The sequence below is a fragment of the Flavobacterium buctense genome (genome assembly GCF_014486695.1).
GTDB lineage: Bacteria > Bacteroidota > Bacteroidia > Flavobacteriales > Flavobacteriaceae > Flavobacterium > Flavobacterium buctense.
The window spans coordinates 857,997-883,607 of the sequence record NZ_JACTAB010000001.1 but is presented as its reverse complement, the minus strand read 5'-3'; the positions used below and the strand labels follow the sequence as shown (position 1 = coordinate 883,607).

The 25,611-nt window shown below is 36.5% G+C and carries 21 protein-coding genes; 2 read left to right on the top strand and 19 right to left on the bottom strand.

Annotation, left to right across the window (positions count from 1 at the left end; all coding sequences use genetic code 11):
* The first annotated feature begins 133 nt into the window (after nucleotides 1–133).
* The gene (locus ICG50_RS03860; RefSeq protein ID WP_187659580.1) at nucleotides 134–427 is read left to right on the top strand and encodes a GldL-related protein; all 294 of its coding nucleotides are present in this window, start codon (nucleotides 134–136) and stop codon (nucleotides 425–427) included.
* A gap of 55 nt (nucleotides 428–482) precedes the next feature.
* On the opposite strand, the gene ICG50_RS03855 is transcribed toward ICG50_RS03860, so the two are convergent.
* The 16 genes from ICG50_RS03855 to ICG50_RS03780 all read right to left on the bottom strand — a co-directional run bounded on the left by ICG50_RS03855 (nucleotide 483) and on the right by ICG50_RS03780 (nucleotide 21,318).
* Nucleotides 483–1,571, bottom strand: a complete 1,089-nt coding sequence (locus ICG50_RS03855) for an agmatinase family protein (protein ID WP_187659579.1) — start codon at nucleotides 1,569–1,571, stop codon at nucleotides 483–485.
* Between the two features lie 151 nt (nucleotides 1,572–1,722).
* Nucleotides 1,723–3,777, bottom strand: coding sequence for a T9SS type A sorting domain-containing protein (locus ICG50_RS03850; RefSeq protein ID WP_187659578.1), 2,055 nt, complete (start codon nucleotides 3,775–3,777; stop codon nucleotides 1,723–1,725).
* Nucleotides 3,778–3,850: 73 nt separating this feature from the next.
* Nucleotides 3,851–5,128 carry a kynureninase gene (gene kynU, locus ICG50_RS03845; protein ID WP_187659577.1) on the bottom strand — a complete coding sequence of 426 codons (1,278 nt, stop codon included), beginning with the start codon at nucleotides 5,126–5,128 and terminating at the stop codon, nucleotides 3,851–3,853.
* A 205-nt stretch (nucleotides 5,129–5,333) separates the two neighbouring features.
* On the bottom strand, nucleotides 5,334–6,383 hold the full coding sequence (queA, locus tag ICG50_RS03840; RefSeq protein ID WP_187659576.1) for a tRNA preQ1(34) S-adenosylmethionine ribosyltransferase-isomerase QueA: 1,050 nt from the start codon (nucleotides 6,381–6,383) through the stop codon (nucleotides 5,334–5,336).
* 174 nt (nucleotides 6,384–6,557) lie between these two features.
* Nucleotides 6,558–7,802 carry a 3-phosphoshikimate 1-carboxyvinyltransferase gene (aroA, locus tag ICG50_RS03835; RefSeq protein WP_187659575.1) on the bottom strand — a complete coding sequence of 415 codons (1,245 nt, stop codon included), beginning with the start codon at nucleotides 7,800–7,802 and terminating at the stop codon, nucleotides 6,558–6,560.
* 66 nt (nucleotides 7,803–7,868) lie between these two features.
* Nucleotides 7,869–8,195, bottom strand: coding sequence for a nucleotide pyrophosphohydrolase (locus ICG50_RS03830; RefSeq protein WP_187659574.1), 327 nt, complete (start codon nucleotides 8,193–8,195; stop codon nucleotides 7,869–7,871).
* Nucleotide 8,196: 1 nt separating this feature from the next.
* On the bottom strand, nucleotides 8,197–10,179 hold the full coding sequence (locus ICG50_RS03825; RefSeq protein ID WP_187659573.1) for a DUF3857 domain-containing protein: 1,983 nt from the start codon (nucleotides 10,177–10,179) through the stop codon (nucleotides 8,197–8,199).
* Between the two features lie 2 nt (nucleotides 10,180–10,181).
* Nucleotides 10,182–12,188, bottom strand: coding sequence for a transglutaminase family protein (locus tag ICG50_RS03820; protein ID WP_187659572.1), 2,007 nt, complete (start codon nucleotides 12,186–12,188; stop codon nucleotides 10,182–10,184).
* A gap of 4 nt (nucleotides 12,189–12,192) precedes the next feature.
* Complete coding sequence (locus ICG50_RS03815; RefSeq protein WP_187659571.1) at nucleotides 12,193–14,100, bottom strand: DUF3857 domain-containing protein; 1,908 nt, start codon at nucleotides 14,098–14,100, stop codon at nucleotides 12,193–12,195.
* Nucleotides 14,101–14,149: 49 nt separating this feature from the next.
* On the bottom strand, nucleotides 14,150–14,602 hold the full coding sequence (dtd, locus tag ICG50_RS03810; RefSeq protein ID WP_187659570.1) for a D-aminoacyl-tRNA deacylase: 453 nt from the start codon (nucleotides 14,600–14,602) through the stop codon (nucleotides 14,150–14,152).
* 21 nt (nucleotides 14,603–14,623) lie between these two features.
* On the bottom strand, nucleotides 14,624–15,601 hold the full coding sequence (gene rsgA, locus ICG50_RS03805; protein ID WP_187659569.1) for a ribosome small subunit-dependent GTPase A: 978 nt from the start codon (nucleotides 15,599–15,601) through the stop codon (nucleotides 14,624–14,626).
* Between the two features lie 109 nt (nucleotides 15,602–15,710).
* The gene (locus ICG50_RS03800) at nucleotides 15,711–17,366 is read right to left on the bottom strand and encodes a hypothetical protein (protein WP_187659568.1); all 1,656 of its coding nucleotides are present in this window, start codon (nucleotides 17,364–17,366) and stop codon (nucleotides 15,711–15,713) included.
* 196 nt (nucleotides 17,367–17,562) lie between these two features.
* Nucleotides 17,563–18,045 (bottom strand): dehydroquinate synthase/iron-containing alcohol dehydrogenase family protein, encoded by a 483-nt coding sequence (locus ICG50_RS03795; RefSeq protein ID WP_187659567.1) that lies wholly within the window; start codon nucleotides 18,043–18,045, stop codon nucleotides 17,563–17,565.
* Between the two features lie 104 nt (nucleotides 18,046–18,149).
* Entirely contained in the window at nucleotides 18,150–19,232 is a 1,083-nt protein-coding gene (locus ICG50_RS03790; protein ID WP_187659566.1) for a bifunctional 3-deoxy-7-phosphoheptulonate synthase/chorismate mutase type II, read from the bottom strand.
* 36 nt (nucleotides 19,233–19,268) lie between these two features.
* Entirely contained in the window at nucleotides 19,269–20,411 is a 1,143-nt protein-coding gene (locus ICG50_RS03785) for a pyridoxal phosphate-dependent aminotransferase (RefSeq protein ID WP_187659565.1), read from the bottom strand.
* Between the two features lie 79 nt (nucleotides 20,412–20,490).
* Entirely contained in the window at nucleotides 20,491–21,318 is an 828-nt protein-coding gene (locus tag ICG50_RS03780) for a prephenate dehydratase (RefSeq protein ID WP_187659564.1), read from the bottom strand.
* Nucleotides 21,319–21,622: 304 nt separating this feature from the next.
* Between ICG50_RS03780 and gldA the strand changes: the two genes are divergently transcribed.
* Entirely contained in the window at nucleotides 21,623–22,522 is a 900-nt protein-coding gene (gene gldA, locus ICG50_RS03775) for a gliding motility-associated ABC transporter ATP-binding subunit GldA (protein ID WP_187659563.1), read from the top strand.
* A gap of 32 nt (nucleotides 22,523–22,554) precedes the next feature.
* On the opposite strand, the gene ICG50_RS03770 is transcribed toward gldA, so the two are convergent.
* From ICG50_RS03770 to metF, 3 genes are all read right to left on the bottom strand, one after another.
* Nucleotides 22,555–23,304 carry a head GIN domain-containing protein gene (locus ICG50_RS03770; RefSeq protein WP_187659562.1) on the bottom strand — a complete coding sequence of 250 codons (750 nt, stop codon included), beginning with the start codon at nucleotides 23,302–23,304 and terminating at the stop codon, nucleotides 22,555–22,557.
* 9 nt (nucleotides 23,305–23,313) lie between these two features.
* Complete coding sequence (locus tag ICG50_RS03765) at nucleotides 23,314–24,402, bottom strand: acyloxyacyl hydrolase (protein ID WP_187659561.1); 1,089 nt, start codon at nucleotides 24,400–24,402, stop codon at nucleotides 23,314–23,316.
* Nucleotides 24,403–24,587: 185 nt separating this feature from the next.
* On the bottom strand, nucleotides 24,588–25,544 hold the full coding sequence (gene metF, locus ICG50_RS03760) for a methylenetetrahydrofolate reductase [NAD(P)H] (protein ID WP_187659560.1): 957 nt from the start codon (nucleotides 25,542–25,544) through the stop codon (nucleotides 24,588–24,590).
* Nucleotides 25,545–25,611: the final 67 nt, after the last annotated feature.

Genomic DNA, 25,611 nt, shown 5'->3' with positions numbered 1-25,611 from the left:
TGATTGAATAACAAATATAAGGAATTGGAGCGCACTATTTACGGGAAGAAAAATGAAAAGTCTCGGTTTTAGTCTGAAAATATTGTAATCATTTTAATATATTAGCTAAACTAAAAACCAACAAAAACTATTTATGGAAATCAATCTCGACAAAATTGTAACAACCAGTTTTATCTTGTCTTTTATTGCAACTATCATTGGAGCATTGTTTAAAATAATGCATTGGCCGGGAGCTTCGATGTTGTTGATAATTGGGTTGCTTAGTTTGGCTGTATTTGTCATTACAGCACTTTATGAAGTCTACAATTCAAAAACCATCAATAGCTCTGAAAAGTTAATGTGGACCATAGGTTTCTTGTGCTTGGGATCCATCGCAGGTTTGGTTTATGTTCTCATTAGAAGAAAGAGAGTCATCAGAAATCAGTAAAAACAAAACCCTTTCAGTTGTGTGAAAGGGTTTCTTATAGTAGTTTTAAGATAAATTACCTTCTCTGAAAATTGATTTTCTGACCAACATTTAGTCCGTTATTTTTGGCCAAAACGCCACACATATGAAATAACATTCTTGCGCCTACGTTCCCATCCCAATCGCCGGTTTCTCCCGGCGCTACTTCTACTAAATCGAAACCAATGATTTCTTTACCGCTTTCGGCTAATTTATTAAACAAATAAGTAGCTTGTTCAAACGAAAATCCACCAGGTACCGGAGTGCCGGTATTTGGACAATACCATGGATACATGCCATCTATATCAAAACTGATGCATACTTTTTGGGGTAAGGTGGCCATAATCGCATCGCATTGTTGTGCCCATGTTTTGCCTTCAAAAGTTTCTGCTTTTAAATCGGCATCCGTATTGATTAACACTCTTCCGTTTTCTTTTTTAACCACGCCTACTTCTTGTTCGCAGAAATCGCGGATTCCGACTTGTACCAATTTAGTAATTTGAGGAATTTGCAAGGCGTTATACATAATTGAAGCATGCGAATAAGTAAAACCTTCGTAAGCAATTCTCAAATCCATGTGCGCATCTAAATGCAAGATTCCGAAATTGTCATGAATACTGGCCAACGCTTCATAATAACCTAATGGTGTAGAATGATCGCCCCCAATAAGCGCCACTTTTTTACCTTGTTGCATCCAAAACAAAACTTTTTCTTTTACTTCGGTATGCAAGTCGCGACACACTTTATTGATTTTATCTAAATCCGATTGTAGGGCAGGATAATTTTCTACCGCTTCACCACTTTCCAATAATTCTATTATGGGCTGTGCCAATGCTTTGTATTTATCCGAATTTTGTTTCCAATGGGTTGGCGCTTCTTCTAAATAGATTCCGAGTTTCCACAACTCCGGAAAATCTTGGTGATTTAAATCGACTTGGAACGAAGCCTCAACTATGGCTTCCGAACCTTCTGAGGCACCGGCACCATAACTTACCGTTACTTCCCATGGCACGGGAATTATAATGATTTCTGATTGTTCTGCAGAAAAAGGCAATCCAAAAACCGTCGCATCGGCTAAACCGGGTTGGCTTGGATCAAAATTGGCAATAATTTGTTGTTTAGTCATTTTGCTTTAAGGTTCTATAGTGCAAAGGTACTAAGGTTCTGAGGTTTTTGCAAGATTAAGTTTTAGTGCTCCTGAGTTGCTGAGTCATTTTTTTAAATAAAAAAACCACAATGATAACTCATTGTGGTTTATAGTATTTTGAGTTAAAAGTTTATTCTTTGATAAACTTACGAGTTACTTTAGCGGTATTAAAAGTTACGTTGTAAACTCCTGAAGCCAAATTGGAAACATCAATATTTTCTTCATTTGAAGTAATGGCTTTATTCATTACCGCTTGACCTAAAACATTATAGATTGTTACACTTTCGTTGGCGTCAAATTCTCCTTTTACCGTAATTTGGTTTGAAGCAGGATTTGGATACATGATAAAGTTGTTTCTCACGTTTTCATTTATATCTAAGAATGGTAATACGGTCAATGTAAATGTTCTGCTTACTGTTGAACCACTAGTAGCTACCATTGTTATACTATAAGTTCCGGGTGCTAAAACTGTACCAACAACTGGAGATTGTGTCAAACCTGCATCACAATTATCAGTAATTGGGTTGGCTAATTCGGCATAACTTGGCAAAGTATAAGTGTTTGAAACACCGGCTTGAACGGTTTGATTAGGGATAGGATTCATTCTTAAAGAAATGGCCGGCATTGTATAACCTGCTTCCGAGAATTTTTCAGTCATTAAAGCTACATCGGCACAAGGATAGTTCATATCCATAGCAGCCGTTCTTACTGCGATAGCAGCATTTTGTTGGTTGGTATTACTTGTGGTTAAATCCAATCCGTTTAGAAACGCTTTATCTGTTTTTTCTCTTCCGATGCCATCCCAAATTTTCATTAGAACCGTACCCCAAATTTGACCATCGGTATGAATTTGACCCACTAATCCACCGCTATAAGAGGCGCCATAATCGGTTGTTCTTCCGTTCCAAAAAGGATTGTGTCCATCCCATCCGAAAACCCAATTGTATTGAGGTGTATCTGATGTCCATTGGTTTAAGCTTCTGCTGTAAGAAACTGCCCAATAATCCCCTGAACCTTCGCTTAATCCGTTTACTTGCGATAGACCACCACCGGTAATCCAATCGTGTAATCCATGACCTAATTCGTGTAAAATTACATCAGCATCTTCGGCATCATCAACACCACCTTCTCCAAACTGCAATTGACCATTGGAATAAAAGGAGTTATCTGCGCTATTCGCTCCATGAGCATCGAAGAACACCAAACCACCATTGGCTCCTTGGTAAGGCACACAAGGAATTCCTAAAGTTTCATTAATGTAACGCATACTCTTGTCGATATGATAAAAGGCGGTTACGGCCTCAAAACCGTCTTCAGATCTGGTAAAATTGAAAGCTGAAGTAGCTTGAGTAAACAAACCTTTAGCCGGAGAACCTAACTCTTTAATTTCGGCATAAGAACTTTTGAGTTTATAAACGCCGGCTGTTAAATCAATTTCAGGTAAAATAACTGAAGTTCTCGCATTGTTCATTTGGGTTGTTGCAGCATCGTTACCATCCGTATACCCTGCAGCACCATAAGCAACACCGGCTTGAGAAAGTGGATCCGGATTAAAAACCATTCCGGTTCCTGAAACTAAAGCAAAAGGCGCCATGGCTACCGGAGGATTACTTTCTTCTTTACCGTGTTTGTGTTTGTTGTAATAGTATGCAATGTCTTTGGTACTTAAAACTTCACCTGTTAGGGCATCTACTATTGTTTCCCAACTTCCGGTTTTAGAAAACGAATCGGTTACTACTCTGTAAACCAATTTGGTTCCGCCAAGTTTATCATAAAAAACTAATTTACTTTCTTGAAAAGTAATATCTCCCGTAACTTCTAATGCCTGATTAGAAATTGCAATAGCATTTTCTTTGCTGATAGAAGGCGTTGTGTTGATGTTCGCTATGGTTGGCTTGTACGTTGAAGCTGTACTTGTAATTTCACCGTAAGGAGAAAAATGCACTAATATTTCTGAATCAAATACCGGCACACCATTTTTCAGTTGTTGGAAACGAAGTGTTTCTCCGGCTTGTGTTTTTCTAACAAAACGAAGTGAAAAAGAATCTTCAGGATTGATTTGTAATTCTTTTTCGTTGGCTTTTATCCATAATCTTGCTTCCGCTTCTTTCTCAGAAACTTGGGCATTGCTTGCTGTTAAAAAGGCAAAAAAAGCAACGATTGCTAAGTGTAATTTTGTTCTCATTCTAATTTTTTGGGTTGTGGTTTGAATTAATAATATATTGCAAATCAACGAATTGTTTTTTATAAAACCAATATTATTTGGTTAAAATTCCACGTTTTAAGATTTGTCCGAACTCATACATATCTTCATAAGAACAATAGAATGGCGCCGGTGCCAGGCGGATTACGTTGGGCTCACGCCAGTCGGTAATGACACCGTTTTTCATTAAATAGTCGAATAAACTTCTGCCTTGACCGTGAAGAAAAACTGAAAGTTGGCAAGCTCTTTCTTCTTGATAGGAAGGCGTAATGATTTCAAATTCAGTGCCGTCAATGTCCTTATCAATTTCATGAAGGATAAATTCTAAGTAAGCCGTTAGTTGGTTTCGTTTCTTGATTAGTTTTTCCATACCTACTTCGGCGAACATTTCTACCGATGCTAAATAAGGAGCCAGTGACAATATTGGTAAGTTACTTACTTGCCAACCGTCGGCACCATGAACGGGTTCAAACTGTGGTTCCATTTTGAAACGACGTTCTTTATTATGTCCCCACCAACCGGCAAAACGAGGTAAATTGACGTGGTGGTGTTTTTCGTGGACAAAACAACCTGATGCATTTCCCGGTCCGGAATTCATGTATTTGTAGCTGCACCAAGCGGCGAAATCTACGTTCCATTCGTGCAATTTTAATTCGATATTTCCTGCGGCGTGTGCCAAATCGAATCCTACTTTGGCACCTACTTTGTGTCCGGCTTCGGTGATGGTTTTCATATCGAAAACTTGTCCTGTATAATAATTTACGCCTCCAATTAATACTAAAGCCAACTCATCACCTACTTCGTTTATTTTGGCTAAAATGTCTTCTAACCGAATGTTGTGTTCGCCTTCTCTGCGTTTGATTTCGACTATGGAGTCTTCGGTTTTATAGCCGTGAAAATTCACTTGACTTTGGAACATGTATTGGTCGGACGGAAAAGCTTTTTCTTCGCAAATGATTTTGTATCGAGTGGTTGTGGGATTGTAAAACGACACCATTAACAAGTGTAAATTCACCGTTAAAGTATTCATTACTGTGATTTCGGATGGTTTTGCACCAACTATTCCGCTCAACGGATTGGCGAATCTCTCGTGGTAATCCCACCATGGTTTTTCGGCATAGAAGTGGCCTTCCACGGCTAAATTGCCCCAATCGTTCATTACGTCTTCTACATATTTTTTGGTGCGTTTGGGTTGTAACCCTAAGGAATTTCCGGTGAAGTAAACCACGTTTTTACCGTTGTGTTGCGGGAAAATAAATTCGTCTCGGTATTGTTTTAATTCGTCTTGCGAATCGAGTTGTTGTGCAAATTCGCGGGTATTTTGAAAAGTCATAGTGTTGTTTAGTTTGGCGTAAAAGTAAAAAAAAGGGGAAAGAAAAAAGGGAAAAGGGGAAAGTTTTAATGTGCAGTTGACCCTAGCCCTGATTGGAGTGGAAATCCTTTTTAGATTTTCCGGAGGGAAATTTAAAAAGATTACAACGGAAAGCAGGAAACAGCTTCCAAAAAAAAATCCCAACATTGCTGTTAGGATTGTCTTTTTAGATGATTAACATCGCGTCTCCGTAGGAGTAGAAACGGTATTTTTCTTTGATGGCTTCTTCGTAAGCTTTTTTCATTAAATCGTGACCACAGAAAGCGGAAACCATCATCAATAAGGTTGATTTTGGCGTATGGAAATTGGTTACCATGCAATCGGCGATACTGAAATCATACGGCGGAAAAATGAATTTATTGGTCCAACCCGTATAAGGATTCATGGTTCTGGCGGAAGAAACCGAACTTTCGATTGCTCTCATTGAAGTGGTTCCGATGCAGCATACTTTTTTCTTTTTTACTTTGGCATTGTTGACAATGTCGCAAGCTTCTTGAGAAATGATTAGCTCTTCGGAGTCCATTTTGTGTTTAGACAAATCTTCTACCTCAACCGGATTGAATGTACCTAAACCAACGTGTAGCGTAACTTCAGCGAAGTTGATACCTTTGATTTCTAATCGTTTCAACAAGTGTTTTGAGAAGTGCAAACCGGCTGTTGGTGCAGCAACTGCGCCTTCTTCTTTGGCATAAATCGTTTGGTAACGCTCGGCATCTTCTTCGGTTACTTCGCGGTTGATGTATTTTGGAATTGGGGTTTCACCCAGTTCGGTTAATTTTCTTCTGAATTCGGTATATGACCCATCGTAAAGGAAACGCAAAGTTCTCCCACGAGACGTAGTGTTGTCTATAACTTCTGCCACTAATGAATCGTCTTCTCCGAAATACAATTTATTTCCAATTCTGATTTTACGAGCCGGATCTACTAATACATCCCAAAGACGTTGTTCTGCATTAAGTTCTCTTAATAAGAAAACTTCGATACGAGCACCGGTTTTTTCTTTGTTTCCGTACATACGCGCCGGAAAAACTTTGGTATTGTTCAAAATCATTACATCGCCATCGTCAAAATAGTTGATAATGTCTTTGAATAATTTGTGTTCAATAGTTTTGGTTTTTCGGTTAACGACCATCAATCTTGATTCGTCACGGTTTTCTACAGGAAATTCAGCTAGTAATTCGGTGGGTAAATTGAATTGAAAGTGAGATAATTTCATCTAAATAGAGTTATAAGTTATGAGTTATAAGTTATGCCCTTCGACTGAGCTCAGGGTGACAAACTATAAACTGCGTGCAAATATACTATCGTGGGATAGGCGTTGTCAAGTGTTTTGGAGTTTATTTTTGTAAAAGGTTCTGAGGTACTGAGTGGCGCAGGTTCTGAGGTTTTGCTAAAGTTCAGAAATAGTGAATCCGATGCTTTTTAAATCTACCCAAAAGGTTGGATAGGATTTGGAAACTACTTCGGCTTCTTCGATAATTATTGGAGCTTTTAAGGCTAATGGTGCGAAAGCCATAGCCATTCGGTGGTCTTGATAGGTTTTAATGGCACTATTTTCGTTTATCGTTGATGATGATTCCAAAGTTAGACTGTCATTGGTTACAGAAATTGTTGCGCCAAGTTTTGTTAGTTCAACTTTTAAAGCTTCCAGTCGGTCGGTTTCTTTAATTTTGAGCGTATGTAAACCATTTAAATGACAGCTGATTCCTAAGCCGAAGCAAGTTACAGCTATGGTTTGCGCGATATCTGGGGAATTGTTTAGGTCTAGTTTCAAGGTTTCAGGTTCCGAGTTACAGGTTTTGTGTAAACGAATAATATTGTTTTCAAAACTCGTTTCTACCCCGAAGGTTTTGTAAATTTCTAACAGTGCACTGTCGCCTTGAAGACTGTTTGGTTTGTAGCTTGACAAAGTGATTTCGGTTCCGATTGGAGATAAGGCTATAATCGAGTAAAAATAGGAAGCGGAAGACCAATCACTTTCAATGGTGAATTGTGAATTTTGAATTGTGAATTTTGGTTGTACTGAGATTGTATTGCCAACGAATGAGGTTTCTACGCCAATTTCGTTGAGTAAAGCCAAGGTCATTTTGATATAGGGAACCGAAGTGATTTCGCCTTCTAAGGTTAGTTCGATTCCGTTTTCTAATTTAGGGGCGATTAGTAACAGTGCCGAAATATATTGGCTACTGACATTGGCCGGAAGGGAAACTTTAGATTGGGTTAGTTTTTTTCCTTTGATTCTCAGAGGCGGAAAACCTTCATTTTCTTCGTAAGTGATTTCAGCTCCAAGTTGCTTTAGCGCCTCGACTAAAATCTTTATCGGGCGTTCTTTCATTCGACTTGAACCGGTTAAAACGACTTCACTATTTTCTTGAATAGCAAAATAAGCGGTAAGAAATCGCATGGCGGTTCCGGCGTGGTGGATGTCTACAAGTTGCGGGTTGCGGGTTGCGGGTTGCGCATTTTGTATTGCTTTAGCCATGACCTCTGAATCATCGGAATTAGATGTGTTTTCCAAAAACAAATTCGGATACAACGCTTGGAGCAATAACAAGCGATTGGTTTCTGATTTGCTTCCGGTTATGAAAACTGACGATTTTAGATTAACGATTGAAGATTGTAGATGTAAATTCATTTGCTATTTCACAGAGATACAAAGATACACAGAGAAACTCCCTACTTCCAACTTCCGACTCCCAACTTATTTCAATTTCTCATTATTGTGATGGCGGTCGTGGTCGCGGTTGGTTTTTAAGTTCATTTTTTTATCAAACGCGGCTTGTAAATCTATGCCGGTTTGGTTGGCTAGGCACAAGACTACAAAAACCACATCAGCTAATTCTTCGCCAAGGTCTTTGTTTTTATCGCTTTCTTTTTCAGATTGTTCTCCGTAGCGTCGGGCTATGATTCGGGCTACTTCGCCTACTTCTTCGGTGAGTTGTGCCATGTTGGTGAGTTCATTAAAATAACGAACTCCGTGGTTTTTTATCCAGTTGTCTACTTCTTGTTGGGCGTTTTTAATCTCCATTTTACACTTTCTTTAAAACAATTTTTTCCGTTTGCTTGTTGATGATTTCTTTGTAGAAATTTTTCAAAGCATCGTAATATTCTGAGCCAATGATGGCTTGGTTGATTTCAAAGGTATAAAGTAATTGGACTTGATTGCCCGTAGTTGAACTATTATATTTCATACTTCCTAAATTGTCCGGCATTGCTATCGCCTTTGGATCCGGAATTTTTTCTATTGAATAGCCTTCCGGAATTTTGAGGCTAATATTGAATTTTTGTTGGTAGGGAAATACAAAATCAACCGGATATTTTCTGGATTCTTGCTTGAAGGGATTTTCAGTTATTGTAAAAAACAATAGAGGTGCAACATACATTTTATCTCCAATAATTTCAACGGAATTGGTTGATTTAAAATTGTAATTTTCGATTATTGGTTTTAAAAAATCAGCGGTGTTTTGCACATTGTATTCTGAAACTTCAAGGTCTTGATGCATTTTTTCAAGATTTTCCATTATGCTTTCCGAAGTAAATCCGTCATATTTTTGTTTGAAAATATAGCCTTTGTATTCCAAATACTGATGTCTGACTTTTCCGATTACTTCACCTTCGGCATTGATTGTTGCCAAAATATTAATTGAAATATGAGAATTTCTTTTGGGCATCAAATCGATTTCCTCTGATGTCCCGTCTTTTTTCATCAGAACCCCAAACTGATTTAGAGCTCTAATAGGTATAAAATTGACATTAGAAATTTTGTCTGTAGCATCCAGTAGATAAATTTTACCATTTATATTTACGGAAGCAATTACGTAATTTAGGAAGGATTTATTAGGGAATGCAGCTAAACCATTATCTCTAGTACTCAATAAAATCGGATTGGCTTCTAGTCCACTTAGTCTGAGCATTGCTGTTAAAATAAGATTGATTTCGGAGGCATTACCGGTTCTTTCTGTATAAGCTTTTTCAAGCTCTTTTCTTGGATAATAACCGTAATTGCTATCCCAACTCATTCTATTTTTAAGATGATTGAATACTTTATTCATTTTAGACTCAAGAGAATCCGTTTCTTTTATAATTAGTCTTAAATCATCTATAAAATATTTGTTTTTCTCTAATTGACCCCCAAATTCTTTTTGACTATAAATAGATTTGGCTATGTCATTCCAAGTGGTTGCAATTGGTTTTGGGTCTTCTTCGGGCATTCTAACGACTTCTAACTCGTGCTTGATTTTGCTGTAGTAGTTATTAATGTTATTTACATACTCTTCTTCTTGTAATGCTGGAATATTTTGAGCCTTGTAAGATGTTTTTATCTGTCTATAATTCATCGTTGTCGTTCTGTTATATTCATCATCAAATGACTGTGAACCATTTTCCACAACAGCATCCGTTTCAATATCGGCATAGCCCATTTTAATCCCTTTATAGATGTAGAATTCAGGGATTCTAGTAGTGTATTCTACTTTGTCTACCGGGATTTCATATTGGTACTGAAAATCGGGTAACTCGGATAAATTTTCCGTTTTTAGTTCATAATTAAGTTCTATAACAGAACCTACTTTCACATTGGGAAAGGAGATTTTCTTAACATTCCAATTTTCATTGACTTTATCTTTAAATTTACTTTCTCCGGTTACCTTTACTTTAATAATTTTATCATTTTCTAGATTATAGGTATAGGCTTTCTTGATATCTACTGCTTCATCTTCTAAAAACTTATAACCTATATAATACGGAATTTGAAAGTTAGCCCACTTAAGTCCTTCCTTTTTATAAATTTTAATTTTTAACGCAATCTCAGTATAGGAAGTAAATCCTGATTTGGTAGTATACTTAAAATAAGTTCTTCCTTTTTTATATAAAATGGCTGCATTGGCTGAAGCATCTTTATCGTGTTTGATTTGCTTCAGTTCAGATTTTGTTACCTCTTCAATTCCTAATGATTGTGAATAAACATTGGTAATGAAAAGCATAAAAAGGAACAACATATTATTTTTAAACATAGCTAAGCTTTCTTTAAAACAATTTTTTCCGTTTGCTTGTTGATGATTTCTTTGTAGAAATTTTTCAAAGCATCGTAATATTCTGAGCCAATGATGGCTTGATTGATGTCTAACGTAAAAATTATTTGAATTTGATTGCCGTTATTGGATAGATTGTATTTAAAACTACCGGTTTCTTGCGGCATTGATACCGCTTTTGGTTGAGGCATTGTTTCAACAACATAGCCTTCCGGAATCGTTAAATTGATGTTGTATTTATCTTGGTTTGGATAAACGAAATCTATGGGATACTCTCGGGTTTCTTGCTTAAAAGGATTTTCTGTGGTGGTAAAAAACATAAAGGGTGAAACATACATTTTATCTCCAATAATTTCAACGGAATTGGTTGAAGTAAAACTATAATTCTCCACAACCGGCTTAGATAAGTCATTTGTATTCAGCACTTCGAATTCATCAATTTCCAAACCTTGATGTCTTTTTTCTAATTTTTCAATGTAACTTTCCTTAGTCACATCATGATAATTGACCCTGTAAACAAAAGCATTGTAATCAAGATATTGGTCTCTGATTTTTCCGATTATATTGCCATCTGAACTTATAGAAGCCATAATGTTTACCACATCTTTGGAGTTGAATTTTGGCATTAAATTAATTTCAGCCGAACTTCCGTTTTTTCGGATGATTCTTCCAAACCAGTTCAAATCGCGTATTGGCAAAATATTGGGTAATGAAAATTTATTAGTCGCATCTAATAAAACCACTTGATTATTTAATTCAACACCAGAAATAACATAATCAAAAGCAGTTCTTGAAGGAAAAAGCGATATACCATTGGAACGCGTACTGATTAAAATTGGATTGGCGTCAATCCCGGCATGCCTTAACATTGATGTCAGCATTAAGTTGATTTCTGCAGCGTTTCCTTTTTTCTCTTGGTAGGCTTTTTTTACGCCATCGTTACAACTGTAACTATACATTTCATTCCAATTCATTCTTGATTTGACAAAATTAAATACTGCAGCCAAACGTTCATCCGGATTGGTGATTCCGTTTAAAACCGCCTCTAAATCTTTTTCAAAATACCCGGTTTTATTTAATTCCGGTCCGAAATAGTCGTTCTCGTAAATGCTTTTTACCACTGTTTCCCAATCTGTGGTAAGGTTTTTAATAGGTTCATTTGGGTACTGAATTGAGGCCAATTCATATTTTACACCTGCTGTATAATTTTTAATATTGTTTACATAAGACTCATCATTAAGCGCCGGTATATTTTGTAAAACAAATAGGGTTTTATTTTCTGCATATGAAAATTCGTTAGACGAATAAGAGGTGGATACAGCACGGCCATTAGTAACTCTTTCTTTTGAAGTTATATTATGCGTTTTGGTTGTTCTGTCTTTGCTAACGACTGGGGTTAAAAAACCACTACTCATAACATTATAATTGTAGTATTCCGGTATAATTGTTTTTAATTCTGAATACACCACCGGAATGGAACTTTGAAAATACCATTCATCAATTGAATTTAACCTTTCTGACACTAATTCGGCTTCGTATTCTATAATTGAACCCTCTTTTACATTTGGTAAAGTGATTTTCTTTCTCGACCAGAATTCATTTGCTTTTTCTTCGAATTCCCCGTCGCTTTTTAATTTAGACTTTTCAATTTTACCATTAACTAAATTATAAGTTACGGCATTGGAAAAATTTAGTTTATCTCTGCCATTACTACCCGTATAATATCCAATACTGTGATTAGCCCATTCGTATCCTTCTTTTTTGTAGATCTTAATTTTAATTTTAAAAGTTTTAACAACCGAAAAACCGTTGATTTCAGAATAGATAAATTTAACGTCACAGTTTTTTATTAAAAAGGCGGCTACTGCCGAACTGTCTATAGGTGATATTTTTTCATTTAATTCCTCAATGGTGACTTTTCCTAAATCCTTTTTTTGGGCAAAAATAAATCCACTGATTAATAGTAGCGTTGTGATCAATAATTTTTTCATAAAGTTAGGCTTTGGTGATTACTATTTTTGAATTATCGTTTTTGGCTATGGTTTCTCTGAACTTTCTATAACTTTCATATTTTGATTTATCATAGAATCCTTTTTTGAGAACCATTTTTCTTTGGCATAAAATTTTATTATCCGTTTGTGTAATGAACTCAATTTTATAATAGCCAAATTCGGTATCCAATGTAATACCTTCCGGTTTGGCTTCGATTATAAATCCAGTAGGCAAATTAATTTCAATTGCTGCTTCATTGGTATATCCTCGATCTATTTGGAAAGCAAATTCTCTGGTTCTGTATTTCTTTGGAACATAGGAATTTTGGTCAAAAGCATTCAAAGCAAACAATAATTTTCCGGCAGAATTTTGAGCATAACCTTCTGCTTCTAATTCTATATCTTCTGTAAATTCTATGGTTTCACTGTTATTGGTGAGGCCAATTTTTTTTATTTTCAGATTATTAATGTTGCTAAACTCTTCTTTATAGGCTTTAACTTGGTTTTCATAACTCGCCCGTTCTTTACTGTAACTGTCATCATATTGCAATCCTTTGGAAATCATATGGACTTTGCCGGATAAATTTCCTTGTTCAGTAATTGTGTAGGACGCTTTTACTGATTTGAGATTATCACTCTCGGTATAAGTTTTGGTTTTAATTATTTCTCCACCGTTTGGTTTTATAACAAAAGCATTTCGGTCATCTGTGAAATCGCCTTGGAAGCCAAAAGGAAGAATTTGACTGGTACATTCGAGCCAAACGTAATCATTATTGTTTGGTATGGCCAAAATCACGTGGTTACTTTGAAAAGAAACTATATCAGTATCAATCTCTCTTTTGCTGGAATCACCATATAATCTGGCATAATAAGACGTTACACCAACTTGGTCTAACAATGCTTTGGTATAATTGGTTAATGCTTTACAATCGCCGTAACCTAATTTATCTACATCTTTAGCCAACATGGGTTTCCATCCGCCAATACCTTCTTGGATACTAACGTATCTGGTTTTTTCTTGAACGTATTTATAAATTATTGCTGCTTTTTTTAGTGGCTCTTTTTCATTTCCGACCAAATTTTTGACATTGTTTTTTGTTTCTTCTGAAAGCTCATTAGTTCCGTTTAGTATCTCATCATAAAACCATTTCCCCATTTCACTCCAAGAGTCAGCATTGCCATTTATGCCTTCTAGACTAAAAACACTCAAACCAAACATAACTTTTGGAAATAATTGTTCGAATTTAGGCGCAAGTTCTTCAGGTCTTTTGGCTATTAAATTTTTAACAGTATACTTAACTGATGTGGGCGTTTCCATCTTTTCTATGGGAAAAGTATCGGAAAAATTGAGCTCTTTTATTTTGAGTTTCAATTCTGGCTTAAAAGTAATGGTCAATACCGTATTTTGCGTACTAACCAAATAACTTTCCATGGGAAACCAAGACGGAATAAAAACAGTATTTGCCGATTCTATTTCGGATTCGTATACCATAGTAAAAGGGTAAGTTATAGGCGTATAATCTAAATACAAAACCCTATTATCAGAGAAGATTGTGCCGTCATCCGTAGCACTTTGATCTTTAAAATCCTTTCTTTTGTATGTTTTCAGCTCTTTCCCAAAAGCATCATAGGCTACCGCTTCAATCTTGTTTATTCTATTATTTCTATCATAATTTTCCCCTAAGTCCAGACTTCGAAGGCCATATTCATTCAAAACCGTTATAACGCTTAAGGTTTTATATGTCATCGATTTTTGGGAAGAAATATTGATCTCAATTTGCTTTAAACGCACCACCGCATTGGCATTTTGCTTCAAACTATCGGGAATAGTTAAGATGGAATAGTCTAATTTTTGGGCAGAAGTTAAAAAGGAAGAAAGCAATAAAAAACAAGTGACAATTTTAGTTTTCATCGGCAGTAAGTTTGCCCAAATATAAAAAATTATAACTAAATTTATAATATTATTCTTTATTTTTTGTATCAATGATTAAGGTCACCGGACCATCATTTAGCAAGGCTACTTTCATATCAGCGCCAAATTGTCCGGTTTGTACTTTTTTGCCTAATTCAGTTTCCATTTGTACTATAAAACTTTCGTATAACGGAATGGCTATTTCTGGCTTGGAAGCCTTGATGTAAGAGGGACGATTGCCTTTTTTAGTAAGTGCGTGAAGTGTAAATTGACTTACGATAATCATATCGCCATCAATATCTTTAAGCGAAAGATTCATGACTTGATTTTCATCTGCAAAGATTCTGAGGTTGGCTAATTTTGCGGTTAACCAATTAATATCTTCTTGATTATCAGAGTCTTCAAAACCAACCAACACCAACAATCCGTTTTGAATATCGGCTACTTTTTGCCCTTCGATTGTTACAGAAGCTTGCGTTACCCTTTGAATTACTGTTTTCATCTTGAATAAAATTACAGAACACTATTTTCTGGTTTCATCACTTGCAATTCTATCATCATTGTAAATGTCAGAACGGTAATGTTCGTCATCACCTTCGAGAATTTTAAGGTAACTGTTGTATCTTGACCAAGCAATTTTATTGTCTTCTAAAGCTTGTTTTACTGCGCAATGCGGTTCTTCTTTGTGCAAACAATTGTTGAATTTACATTGGTCTTTCAACTTAAAAAACTCCGGAAAATAATCACTGATTTCTGTAGGTTCCATATCTACAATACCGAAACCTTTAATTCCGGGTGTATCGATAATTTTGGCGTCAAAAGACAAATCATACATTTCGGCAAAAGTGGTGGTGTGTTGGCCTTGCTTACTTTGTTCGGAGATGTGTTTGGTTTTTAAATTCAAATTGGGCTCCAAAGCATTCACCAAAGTCGATTTACCAACACCGGAGTGTCCGGAGAACATACTCACTTTTCCGGTCATCATCGATTTCAACTCGTCAATCCCTTTCTTCTCAATGGCAGAAGCTCGCAAACATTTGTAACCAATGGCAGAATAAATGTATTGTAAGTACAGTTGCTCATCACGCATGGCTTCATCAAAAGTGTCTATTTTATTGAAAACCAAAACCGCTTCAATCCCATAAGCTTCGGCGGTAACCAAAAACCTATCGATAAAACTAGTCGTTGTTGGTGGATTATTAATAGTAATCAACAAAAAGACAATGTCAATATTAGAGGCGATAATATGCGTTTGCTTTGACAAATTCACTGATTTTCTCACGATATAATTCTTTCGGTCGTGAATGTTGTGGATAGTGCCTGTAATGTCATCTGAAGTGTCATCCAACTCAAAATCAACCACGTCGCCTACCGCAATCGGATTAGTGCTTTTGATACCTTTCATACGGAACTTACCTTTAATACGACATTCATAGAACGTATCGTCATCGGCTTTTACGGTGTACCAACTTCCGGTAGATTTATATACGAGTCCGGTCATTTTTTGAATTTAGGATTTAGCAAAGGTAAAAAAATTGAAACTGGTATTTGCGTTAATATTGATTGTAATAAAAAAGGCTGCGAAAATTTCACAGCCTTTAGTTTTTTTTTTAATCCTCTAGAATCATACGTCCCAATTTATCTTGTTTCCTTCTGGAAGAATAGATAATAAACTCGTTCTGATTTTTTCGGTAATAAATGCCCGGACGAAGGACCAATTCATTTTTGATAACTTCTTCAGGATCTTTTCTGGTAATTTGACCTTTAGCATCAAAAACGAAAAGTGACGGAACTGCATTATTGTAATTTCCTAATGATTTGATGGCTTCGATATCGGTTACCCCTTTGTTTTTCACATTATCATTGAAAAGCAAATTCAAAACCCCATTTTTGTAAATTGGAATAGCGCCTAAATATTCAGGTCCTTTGCCCATTTGCGCCAATGGAATAGCGATGGCACCACCAACGGCAAAATTTCCGTTTCCACCACCAAAACCAAAAACAAATGACATAGTGGTCACTGTCGCCGATTGTTCTTTTGGCAATACATTACTCCAATCTAACGAACCATCCGGCTTTAAACACGTGATAATGATTTCATTTTTAGTATAAGTCACAGGAGTAAACGCCAATGGCCCAATTCCTGAGCTTTGTCCAACATACACAAACTGCAATTCAGACAATACAATGATTCCACCATCATTTTTTTCAATAAGTGTGGTAATATTGTACAAAGGTTTTACATCTCTCCCTTTTTTGGCTTTTCTTTCCCCTAACAATTTAACTTTAGTAGCATAGTCAAACTCGTTGAATTTCAAGTTGTCATTGGCATTGGTTGCCAAATTAATAGTCGCATTATAAACACCTTTCAACTCTTTATTAGCCTTACCATTTTCGCGAACGCTGGAGTAAAAACCAACCAATTGCAATGTGTTTTTGTTGGTTGACAACATTTTGCAATTGATAATTTCTTTTCCTTTGATGTTGATGTCAATAACTTCTTTAGTGTAGTTGTTGGATCTCTTGAAGGTATGAATTTGAAATTTTTCAATTTGCTCTTTCTTTTTAGAATCTCTGTAACTTTCATTAATTACCAAAAAGACATCATCTTGAAAATTCAATTCAAAATCAGAAATAGTAAACTCGTAATCTTTTTTACTGTCATCAAATTTCACTTTCTCTTCACTGGTGAAAAGGGTTGCTAATTTATCATCAAACAATTTAACTTCATATTTGATGGCATCTTCTTTGGGAAAACGCGAGGTATGCATGATTAACAAAGCGCCTTCATCCGGAGATTGTTTGAAGTAAAACCCACCGCGCTCTGACTTTTTAGCCACTTCAGAATTGAATAAGGTAACCGTTGTTTTGCTCAAGATGCCTTTCTCAGAAATCTCTGCACCGACTAAATTGAATATTTTTTCTTTTTTATTATAAACACTTCCGATAGCGTAAAGTTTTCCGTTTAGTAAAAAAACATCTTCAAAATCTACTTCTCTATCGCTAATTTGCGGAATAACGATTAAGTTGGAAGAAATAAGTTTCATGGTTTTCGGCTCAAAAATTTTAAGGAAATAATCTTCCTTTTCTTTGAATCCGAGTGCGTAAATTTTAGTGTCGGTTTCACCAATAATTTTTACGATTTTTTGCTTGTCTTCCGGTAATTCTTCACCGTAAGTCACGTTGATCTTATCAATTTTGTTTTGTGCATTCAAGCTTATGCAACTGCAAACAAAAAAGATAAAACCTAAAAAGGTTTGTTTCATTTTGGTTGTTTTAAAATTAGAGATTGTTTTTATTGTTGCGCAATGATACAAAAAAAACCTGCCAAAATATCAGTAGGTTTTGATTTAGATTAAAATGAATGCTATTTAGGTGGATTTCTGATGCTATCATTCGTTTTTGGACATAAAAAAAGTTGCCGTTTCGGGCAACTTTAGTTTAACTTTATTAAAAATTAAATTAATATTTATATCCGTAAGCTACTCTGTTAGAGGAAGCATCAGTGGTCACAAGAATAAACTGATAGCCTAATTTTGCCGCTTGCATTTTCAATCTTTTAATTACCGGTGAATTACCGTTACCTGATTGATAATTGGCTAAATCAGCACTAGTTCCCAGTTGTACTCCTACTTCAAGACCGGCTGTGTGATTTACATTTTCAACAATTTGTACTTTTTGCCAATCTGCTTCTCCGGTAATCACAATCTTATTGGATGTTTGCACAACCTGACCTGTATTACCGTAAGTGATTTTTTCAACGGCATTCTTGGCAATAGTGTATTCTACATTTTGCCCTTGATAAGTGAACACAATTACATTGTCATCAACACTTACAATTTTTCCTTTAAGGGTTTCTCCAACTTGTTTTTTAATCACATCAACTTGGGCACTGGCTAGGTTAAAACCAAAAACCAATGTTAGTAGTAAGATAATTTTTTTCATATTCATTATTTTTAGCATTAATAGATTTTTAAAATGGTACCAACAAATATAAAAAAAACTACTATGTCAGCACCAATTTACCGATATTCTCACAAATTATCCGTTTATCCGTTAATTATCTTCTCTTGATGACTGATACTTTCTTGATGGATGGCTTTGAAAATTTTTAAAATAAACTCCTCGCTCAAGCCTTTTTCTTCTCCGTCCAAAATCATTTTACCTAAGATTTCGTTCCAACGCTTATTCTGCAAAACCGCTACGTTTTTTTCTTTTTTTAACGCTCCGATTTTGTCGGCTACTTTCATTCTTTTGCCTAAAATTTCCAACAACTTTCCGTCATATTCATCTATATCGACACGAAATCTGGCCAAACGGTTATTGTATTCATCGGCATCATCAGTCTCTTTACGGATTCTCAAATCCTGAAAAATTTGTTTCAGAACTGTCGGTGTTACTTGTTGCGCCGCATCGCTCCAAGCATTGTCAGGATCGATATGGGTTTCTATTATTAAGCCGTCATAATTCAGATCTAAAGCTTGCTGCGACACTTCCTGTATCATATCGCGTCTTCCGGTAATGTGCGACGGATCACAAATCAAAGGTAAATCGGGAAAACGGCTTTGTAATTCGATAGCCAATTGCCATTCGGGGATATTTCTGTATTTGGTTTTGTCATAAGTCGAAAAACCTCTGTGTATAACGCCTAGTTTTTTGATGCCGGCATTGTACAATCTCTCAACTCCGCCAATCCATAGCGCCAAATCGGGATTCACCGGATTTTTCACTAAAACAATTTTATCCGTTCCTTGCAAAGCATCGGCGATTTCCTGAACGGCAAATGGGTTTACCGTAGTTCTTGCGCCAATCCAAAGCACATCGATATCGTGTTCCAAGGCTAGTTTTACATGCGCTGCATTAGCCACTTCGGTCGCCATTAACAAACCTGTTTCTGCTTTGGCTTTTTGCAACCATTTTAAACCGATGACTCCAACACCTTCAAATCCGCCCGGACGCGTTCGCGGTTTCCAAATTCCGGCACGATAAATAGACACATCAGAATCTTTCAATTCGTGTGCTATCTTCAACACTTGTTCTTCGGTTTCCGCACTGCATGGTCCTGCAATTACCAAGGGATGACTCAACTTGAAATCATCTAACCATTTTCTGTTTTCTGCTGTTATATTCATAGCTTTTTATCTTCTGTAAAATTAATTTCTTTTCGTTTAAAATCGGGCAATTGCTTCTTGTATTTTTTCTTCGGTAACGCAGAGCGAAAATCGGATGTAACCTTCGCCATTGCTACCGAAAATAATTCCGGGTGTAATAAAAATGTGCTTTTCGATTAAAACCTTATCGATGAAGGCTTCCGCTGAAATACCTTGCGGTAATTTGGCCCAAACGAATAAACCGACACTGTTTTTGTCAAAAGTACAATCCAATTTTTCAGCCAATTGGAAGATACGATTTCGGCGTTTAGTGTAAATTTCGTTTTGCTTGCCAAACCAATCTTTGTCCAATTTCAATGCTTCAATCGCACCTTTCTGAATTCCGTAAAACATCCCGCTGTCCATATTGCTTTTGACTTTCAACACCGCATCGATTAACGTTGGATTTCCTAAAACCATTCCCACACGCCAACCGGCCATGTTGTAGGTTTTGGATAAAGAATTCAACTCTAAAGCAATGTCTTTGGCACCCTCAACTTGCAAAATCGATATTGGATTGTCGTTTAAGACAAAACTATACGGATTGTCGTTTACGATTAAAATATGGTGTTTTTTACCAAAAGCAATTAATTTTTCAAACAATTCCTTTGTACCATTGGCTCCGGTTGGCATGTGCGGATACGAAACCCACATGAGTTTGACTTTCGACAAATCCGTTTGCTCCAAAGCTTCAAAATCGGGTTGCCAATCGTTGGCTTCCGTCAAATCATAACTGATTGCTTTCGCCTGTACCAATTCGGTGACCGAAGCATAAGTCGGATACCCCGGATTGGGTATCAACACCTCATCGCCTTCGTTTAAAAAAGCTAGCGAAATATGCATGATGCCTTCTTTGGAACCCATTAATGGTAAAATTTCTGTATTGAAATCCAATACTACTCCAAATTGATTGGCATAAAAATCAGCCATGCCTTTTCGCAATTCGGGCAAGCCTTGATAGCTTTGGTATTCGTGGGCTTTTTCATCCATCATAGATTGGCTCATCGCGTCAATTACGGTTTTATCTGGCGCTAAATCGGGACTGCCGATACCCATATTAATGACAGGTTTTCCTTCGGCTATGAGTTGGCGTACTTCTCGCAATTTTCTGGAGAAGTAATATTCTTGAACGCTGTTTAGTCTTTCTGCTGTTTTAATCATGTCTTTTTATTTCAATTTCAAAATTCAATGGCAATGGCAAAATTCAATACTCGTTATCTTCTATTGATTTTTGTTATTGTTATTGTATTCCTCTTTTGTATTCACCCAAAACTTTGAAATGGGTGGTCATTAGGGCTAAAATATTTTTGGCTTTTTCGTAATGTTTGTACTTTTCAAAAATCACATCCACAAAAAAAGAATATTGAAAAGGCGTTTCTATGATTGGCATCGACTGGATTTTAGTCAGGTTCAATTTGCAATTGTTCATGACATTTAAAACCGTAGCCAAACTACCCGGAGTGTCATCCAATTCAAATTTGATTGAGGCTTTGTTTATCATTTCTATGGGTAATTCTTTATTTGTGGTTTTGACAATCACGAAACGGGTTTTATTACTTTGCACGGTGTGAATGCCGGCAGCTAATATTTCTAAATCGTATAATTTCGCGGCAATCGGAGCGGCAACAGCGCCAATTTCGGTTAGTTTTTGTTCTTGAATTCTGCGCGCAGTTTCGGCAGTATCGCCACTTTCGACCAATTTGATATGCGGATATTGGCTAAAGAAAACGGCACATTGCAACAAGGCAATCGGATGCGAATGGACTTCTTTGATGTCTTCAATCGTTTGGCCTTTCAACACCATTAAATTCATGTGAATGTCAAGATAATGCTCGCCAATGATGTGTAAATTATTGCGGTCGATTAAAGCGTAATTGGGAATAATCGAACCGGCGATAGAATTCTCCAACGCCATGACACCTTTGTGTGCTTGATTATTCACTAAACTTTTCACCAAATCATCAAACGACATGCATTCATCTAAATCATTTACATCTTCAAAATATTCTTGCGCCACTTGGTGGTGAAACGAACCCTTGATTCCTTGTATTGCTATTTTTACTTCCATATAGTCAAAAAAAAAATCCCAACTTTCGTTGGGATCTATATTATTGTTGTTTTAAAATTTACTTTTTCACATAACACAATACTAATCCCTTTTTCTGTCCGAAGAAGAAATAAAAGAAATAGGTATAAAAAGTGTTGAATTGTCTCATTGTTGTTATTCTGTTTGGCTAATGTAAAAAATTAAAGTGTAGGTTTTACAAGACTTGGCAAAAAAATTTAAGGAATCGTTTTCGTGAACATCATAAAAGCAGTAATTCTTCGTTATACTTTTATTAATTATTACATTTGCTCCAAATAGTATGTTTATGTCGATAGAAGTTCAAAATATTTCCAAAAGTTACGGTGCTCAAAAAGCATTAGATAATGTTTCGTTTTCCATTAAAAAAGGAGAAATCGTGGGTTTTTTGGGTCCGAATGGCGCCGGAAAATCAACTTTGATGAAAATTTTAACGACTTATATCAACGCCGATGAAGGTTCCGCAGCTGTGAATGGCAATGATGTAAACGAAGCTCAAATCTTGGTGCAAAAATCCGTTGGGTATTTACCCGAACACAATCCGTTATATCTGGATTTATACGTTCGCGAATATTTAGCTTTCAATGCCGATGTGTATAAAGTAGCCAAATCACGCATCGAAGAAGTAATCGAATTAACCGGTTTAACTCCGGAAAGTCATAAAAAAATAGGGCAATTGTCTAAAGGATTTCGCCAGCGTGTTGGTTTAGCCACTGCGCTTTTACACAATCCGGATGTGTTGATTTTGGATGAACCAACCACTGGTCTTGACCCAAATCAATTGGTAGAAATCAGAAACGTGATTAAGAATGTGGGCAAAGACAAAACAGTATTTCTTTCCACGCACATCATGCAAGAAGTGGAAGCCATTTGCGACCGCGTAATCATCATTGACCATGGCAAAATTGTAACCGACAAAAAACTGGACAAACTGGTTTCGGAAGAAAAAGAACAACTCATTGAAGTCGAATTTGACAAAGCCATTAACGCCAATTTATTAGCCAATCTAGCGAACATCAAAACTTACAAAAACACAAACGACAACCTTTGGCTACTTACCTTCAACACCGAAGAAGACATGCGCCCGAAAATATTCGACTTTGCTCATGACAACGGGTTGAAAACACTACAGATTAGTTTGAAGAGTAAAAATTTGGAGCAGATTTTTAGGGAGAAGACTAAGAAGTAGTGTTCAGTGTTCAGTTGTTACTGTTCAGTAATTTAAGGATAAATCACATTCCCTTGGTATAACTCAGCTACATCAACTACCGGCGGTACGTTTTTTAAGATGATGTTTCCGGTACTATTCATAGTGCCAATAATACTTTGAATGGGTTTTACCGTCATATCGTTAGAACCACGGTGAAAAACTTTGATGTTTTGTGCGGTTAGACTTTCGGCTTCAATTCTGCCATCCCCAAAATAAAAATTAAACTCAGCCAAGTTGGTTTGCCCCGAAAGATAAAACCGAGACACATTATTATTGGCGATATACAAATAACTATTGTTGACATTCAGCATAAAATCTCCGGTTCCGGCACCGCTTTCTCCATCGCCGTCTTTATCCATAGCAATAAAAGCAATATTTGGGAATGTCAAAACGCCATTGGAACTAATATTTCTATCGGTTTTTGAATACACTTCTTCCAAAGTTGGCGTTGTCACCAAAATTTTTGTGGTTCCGTAAGCACGAACCCAATTGCAACTGGCGTCATCTTTAAAAATCAGTTGGTCACCATTTTGGCGTACTTCCACATTATCAATAAAGTTTTCACCGGCTACAATTGCTACTTTGTATTCTGCGCCTTGCGTAATGACCACTTCAATCCCACGGTAGACCTTTATCTTTTTGAACGGTTGAACGGTTACTTCTTTGGTAATTATCGCGCCCGAACTTTCAATACAATCACTCGGTTTTTCACAAGCGTTGAAGAGCCAAAACAACATTATCAATACTGAAAACTTTTTCATACTGTCTGTTTAAATTCTATATCCAATGCCAATTTCTAAAGCTTCTGCCAAAAACAAATGCGTTTTAAGTGAAAATCCAACAAAAAGCTTATCGGATAACCTATATTTCATCCCAACTCTGTCGTATATGGCAATATCCTTTTTGAAAGGTTGGTAAGCATAATACCCCAATTGTGCTTCAATGGAAATTTTATTGATGATTAATTCATGCCCAATAAAAATCCCAATTCTTCTATAATCCGTATCCGAATCGATTCCGTCTTCAGGATATGCCACTGAATAATAATTAATGTACTCTTCAATAGATTTGGTTAAAAATAATTCGGCGCCCAATTGCAAAGCCGACTTTCTATTGATACGCTTATCGGCATAAAAACCAATATGGTAAAAAGGATATTGACCACTATTAATTATCGGACTTTCATTGATTCCGGTTCGAAACACAACATTATATCGAATAGGTTCTTTATAAGATTTTTGGACAGTCGTGGTATCCGCTTTCCTTTTAAAATCTTCTGCAAAATCATAATGCATCCCTAAATTTAACACATAAGTATTAATACCGCTATTTGGCGATACAACTCTTCCATTAGAATAATGCGTAAATAGAAGTCCGGCCTGCAAGCTAACAGCATTAAACAAAGGCGGCGCAGTATAAGTTAACCCGAAATTCGTATTGGCCATCCATTGATTGCCAAAAGCTTTATTCTTACTATTATCCACTTTGTCATACGGATTCGTGCTGTACCCGATTCCTTGGGACAATCTAAATTGCAATCGCCTTTTCCAGAAGTGAAAATTGTAAAAAACACCTGCCGCATAATTCTGTCCTAACGGCTGACTTTTAAAATCCTGATACAAAAAATAACCGCCATAATCCGGGTAATTATAAGCTCGATGCCATTCTTTAGAACCATCGGTTTTTTTGATAAAACTCAACATAAAACCCTGCGGATGGCCGTTAACCAAATGATGCATGTCTTCGGTATGCGGCAAAATATTTCCTCTTAAAACTGATGCTTCAACGGCAAAAGGATTGGCATTCTGACCTAAGAGGGAAAGGGAAAACAATAAAAAAAGCAGGTAAATTTTCTTCATCCTAAAATTTAAAACGCACAAATATAGTAGAATATAATTAATAGAATACCTAATTGTCATTTCGACGAAGGAGAAATCTGGAGCGAAAAGTTAGGGCATTTTTGTTGGCCTTGTTCCCGCTTTTGGTGTTACACGGTAACACTGTCAATCGGGGCTAGTTAGGATTTGTCTTTTGCGAAATCTGTTTAAAAAACTTCTTTCGCAATCGCCTTAATATTTTCTGCTTTCCCCATTGAATAATAATGCAACACCGGAATTCCGGCCGCAACCAGTTCCTTACTTTGTGCTATGCACCATTCGATTCCAATTTGCTTTACGTCATCGTTGTCTTTGGCTTTTACAACCGCCATGATTAAATCATCGGGCAATTCTAAACTAAATCGGTGCGGAATCAAATTCAATTGCTTCTTAGTCGCAATCGGTTTCAAACCCGGTATAATCGGAACCGTGATTCCGGCAGCGCGACATTTATCCACAAAATCAAAGAATTTTTTATTGTCAAAAAACATTTGCGTGATGATATATTCAGCGCCGTTTTTGATTTTTTGTTTTAAGAAATGAATATCGCTGTCCAAACTCGGCGCTTCCATGTGTTTCTCAGGATAACCGGCAACACCAATGCAGAAATTAGTCTGCGCCGAATTTCTCAAATCTTCATCCAAATAAATTCCGTTGTTCAAATTGCTGATTTGGGTAACCAATTCGGTAGCATACATATTTCCATCTTTCTCCGGATGAAAATAGGTTTCGGTTTTCAAAGCATCGCCGCGAAGGGCTACAACATTATCAATGCCCAAGAAATCTAAGTCAATCAACAAGTTCTCGGTGTCTTCTTTGGTAAATCCGCCACATAATATGTGTGGAATAGCATCGACATTGTATTTGTTCTGAATACCGGCACAAATCCCAACCGTTCCCGGACGTTTTTTCACTACTTTCTTTTGCAACAAACCGCTTGGCAATTCTTTGTATTCGTATTCCTCACGGTGATACGTCACATCAATAAACGGCGGATTGAATTCCATCAATGGATCAATACTGTCAAAAATCGATTGGATATTTTGCCCTTTCAATGGCGGTAAAATCTCGAAAGAGAATAACGGTTTCCCGTTGGCGTTTTCGATATGTTGGGTTACTTTCATTTTTTTATGTCTTAATATTTTAATGTCTTAATGTCGAAAGTCCATTACAGACTTTATGACTTTTGAC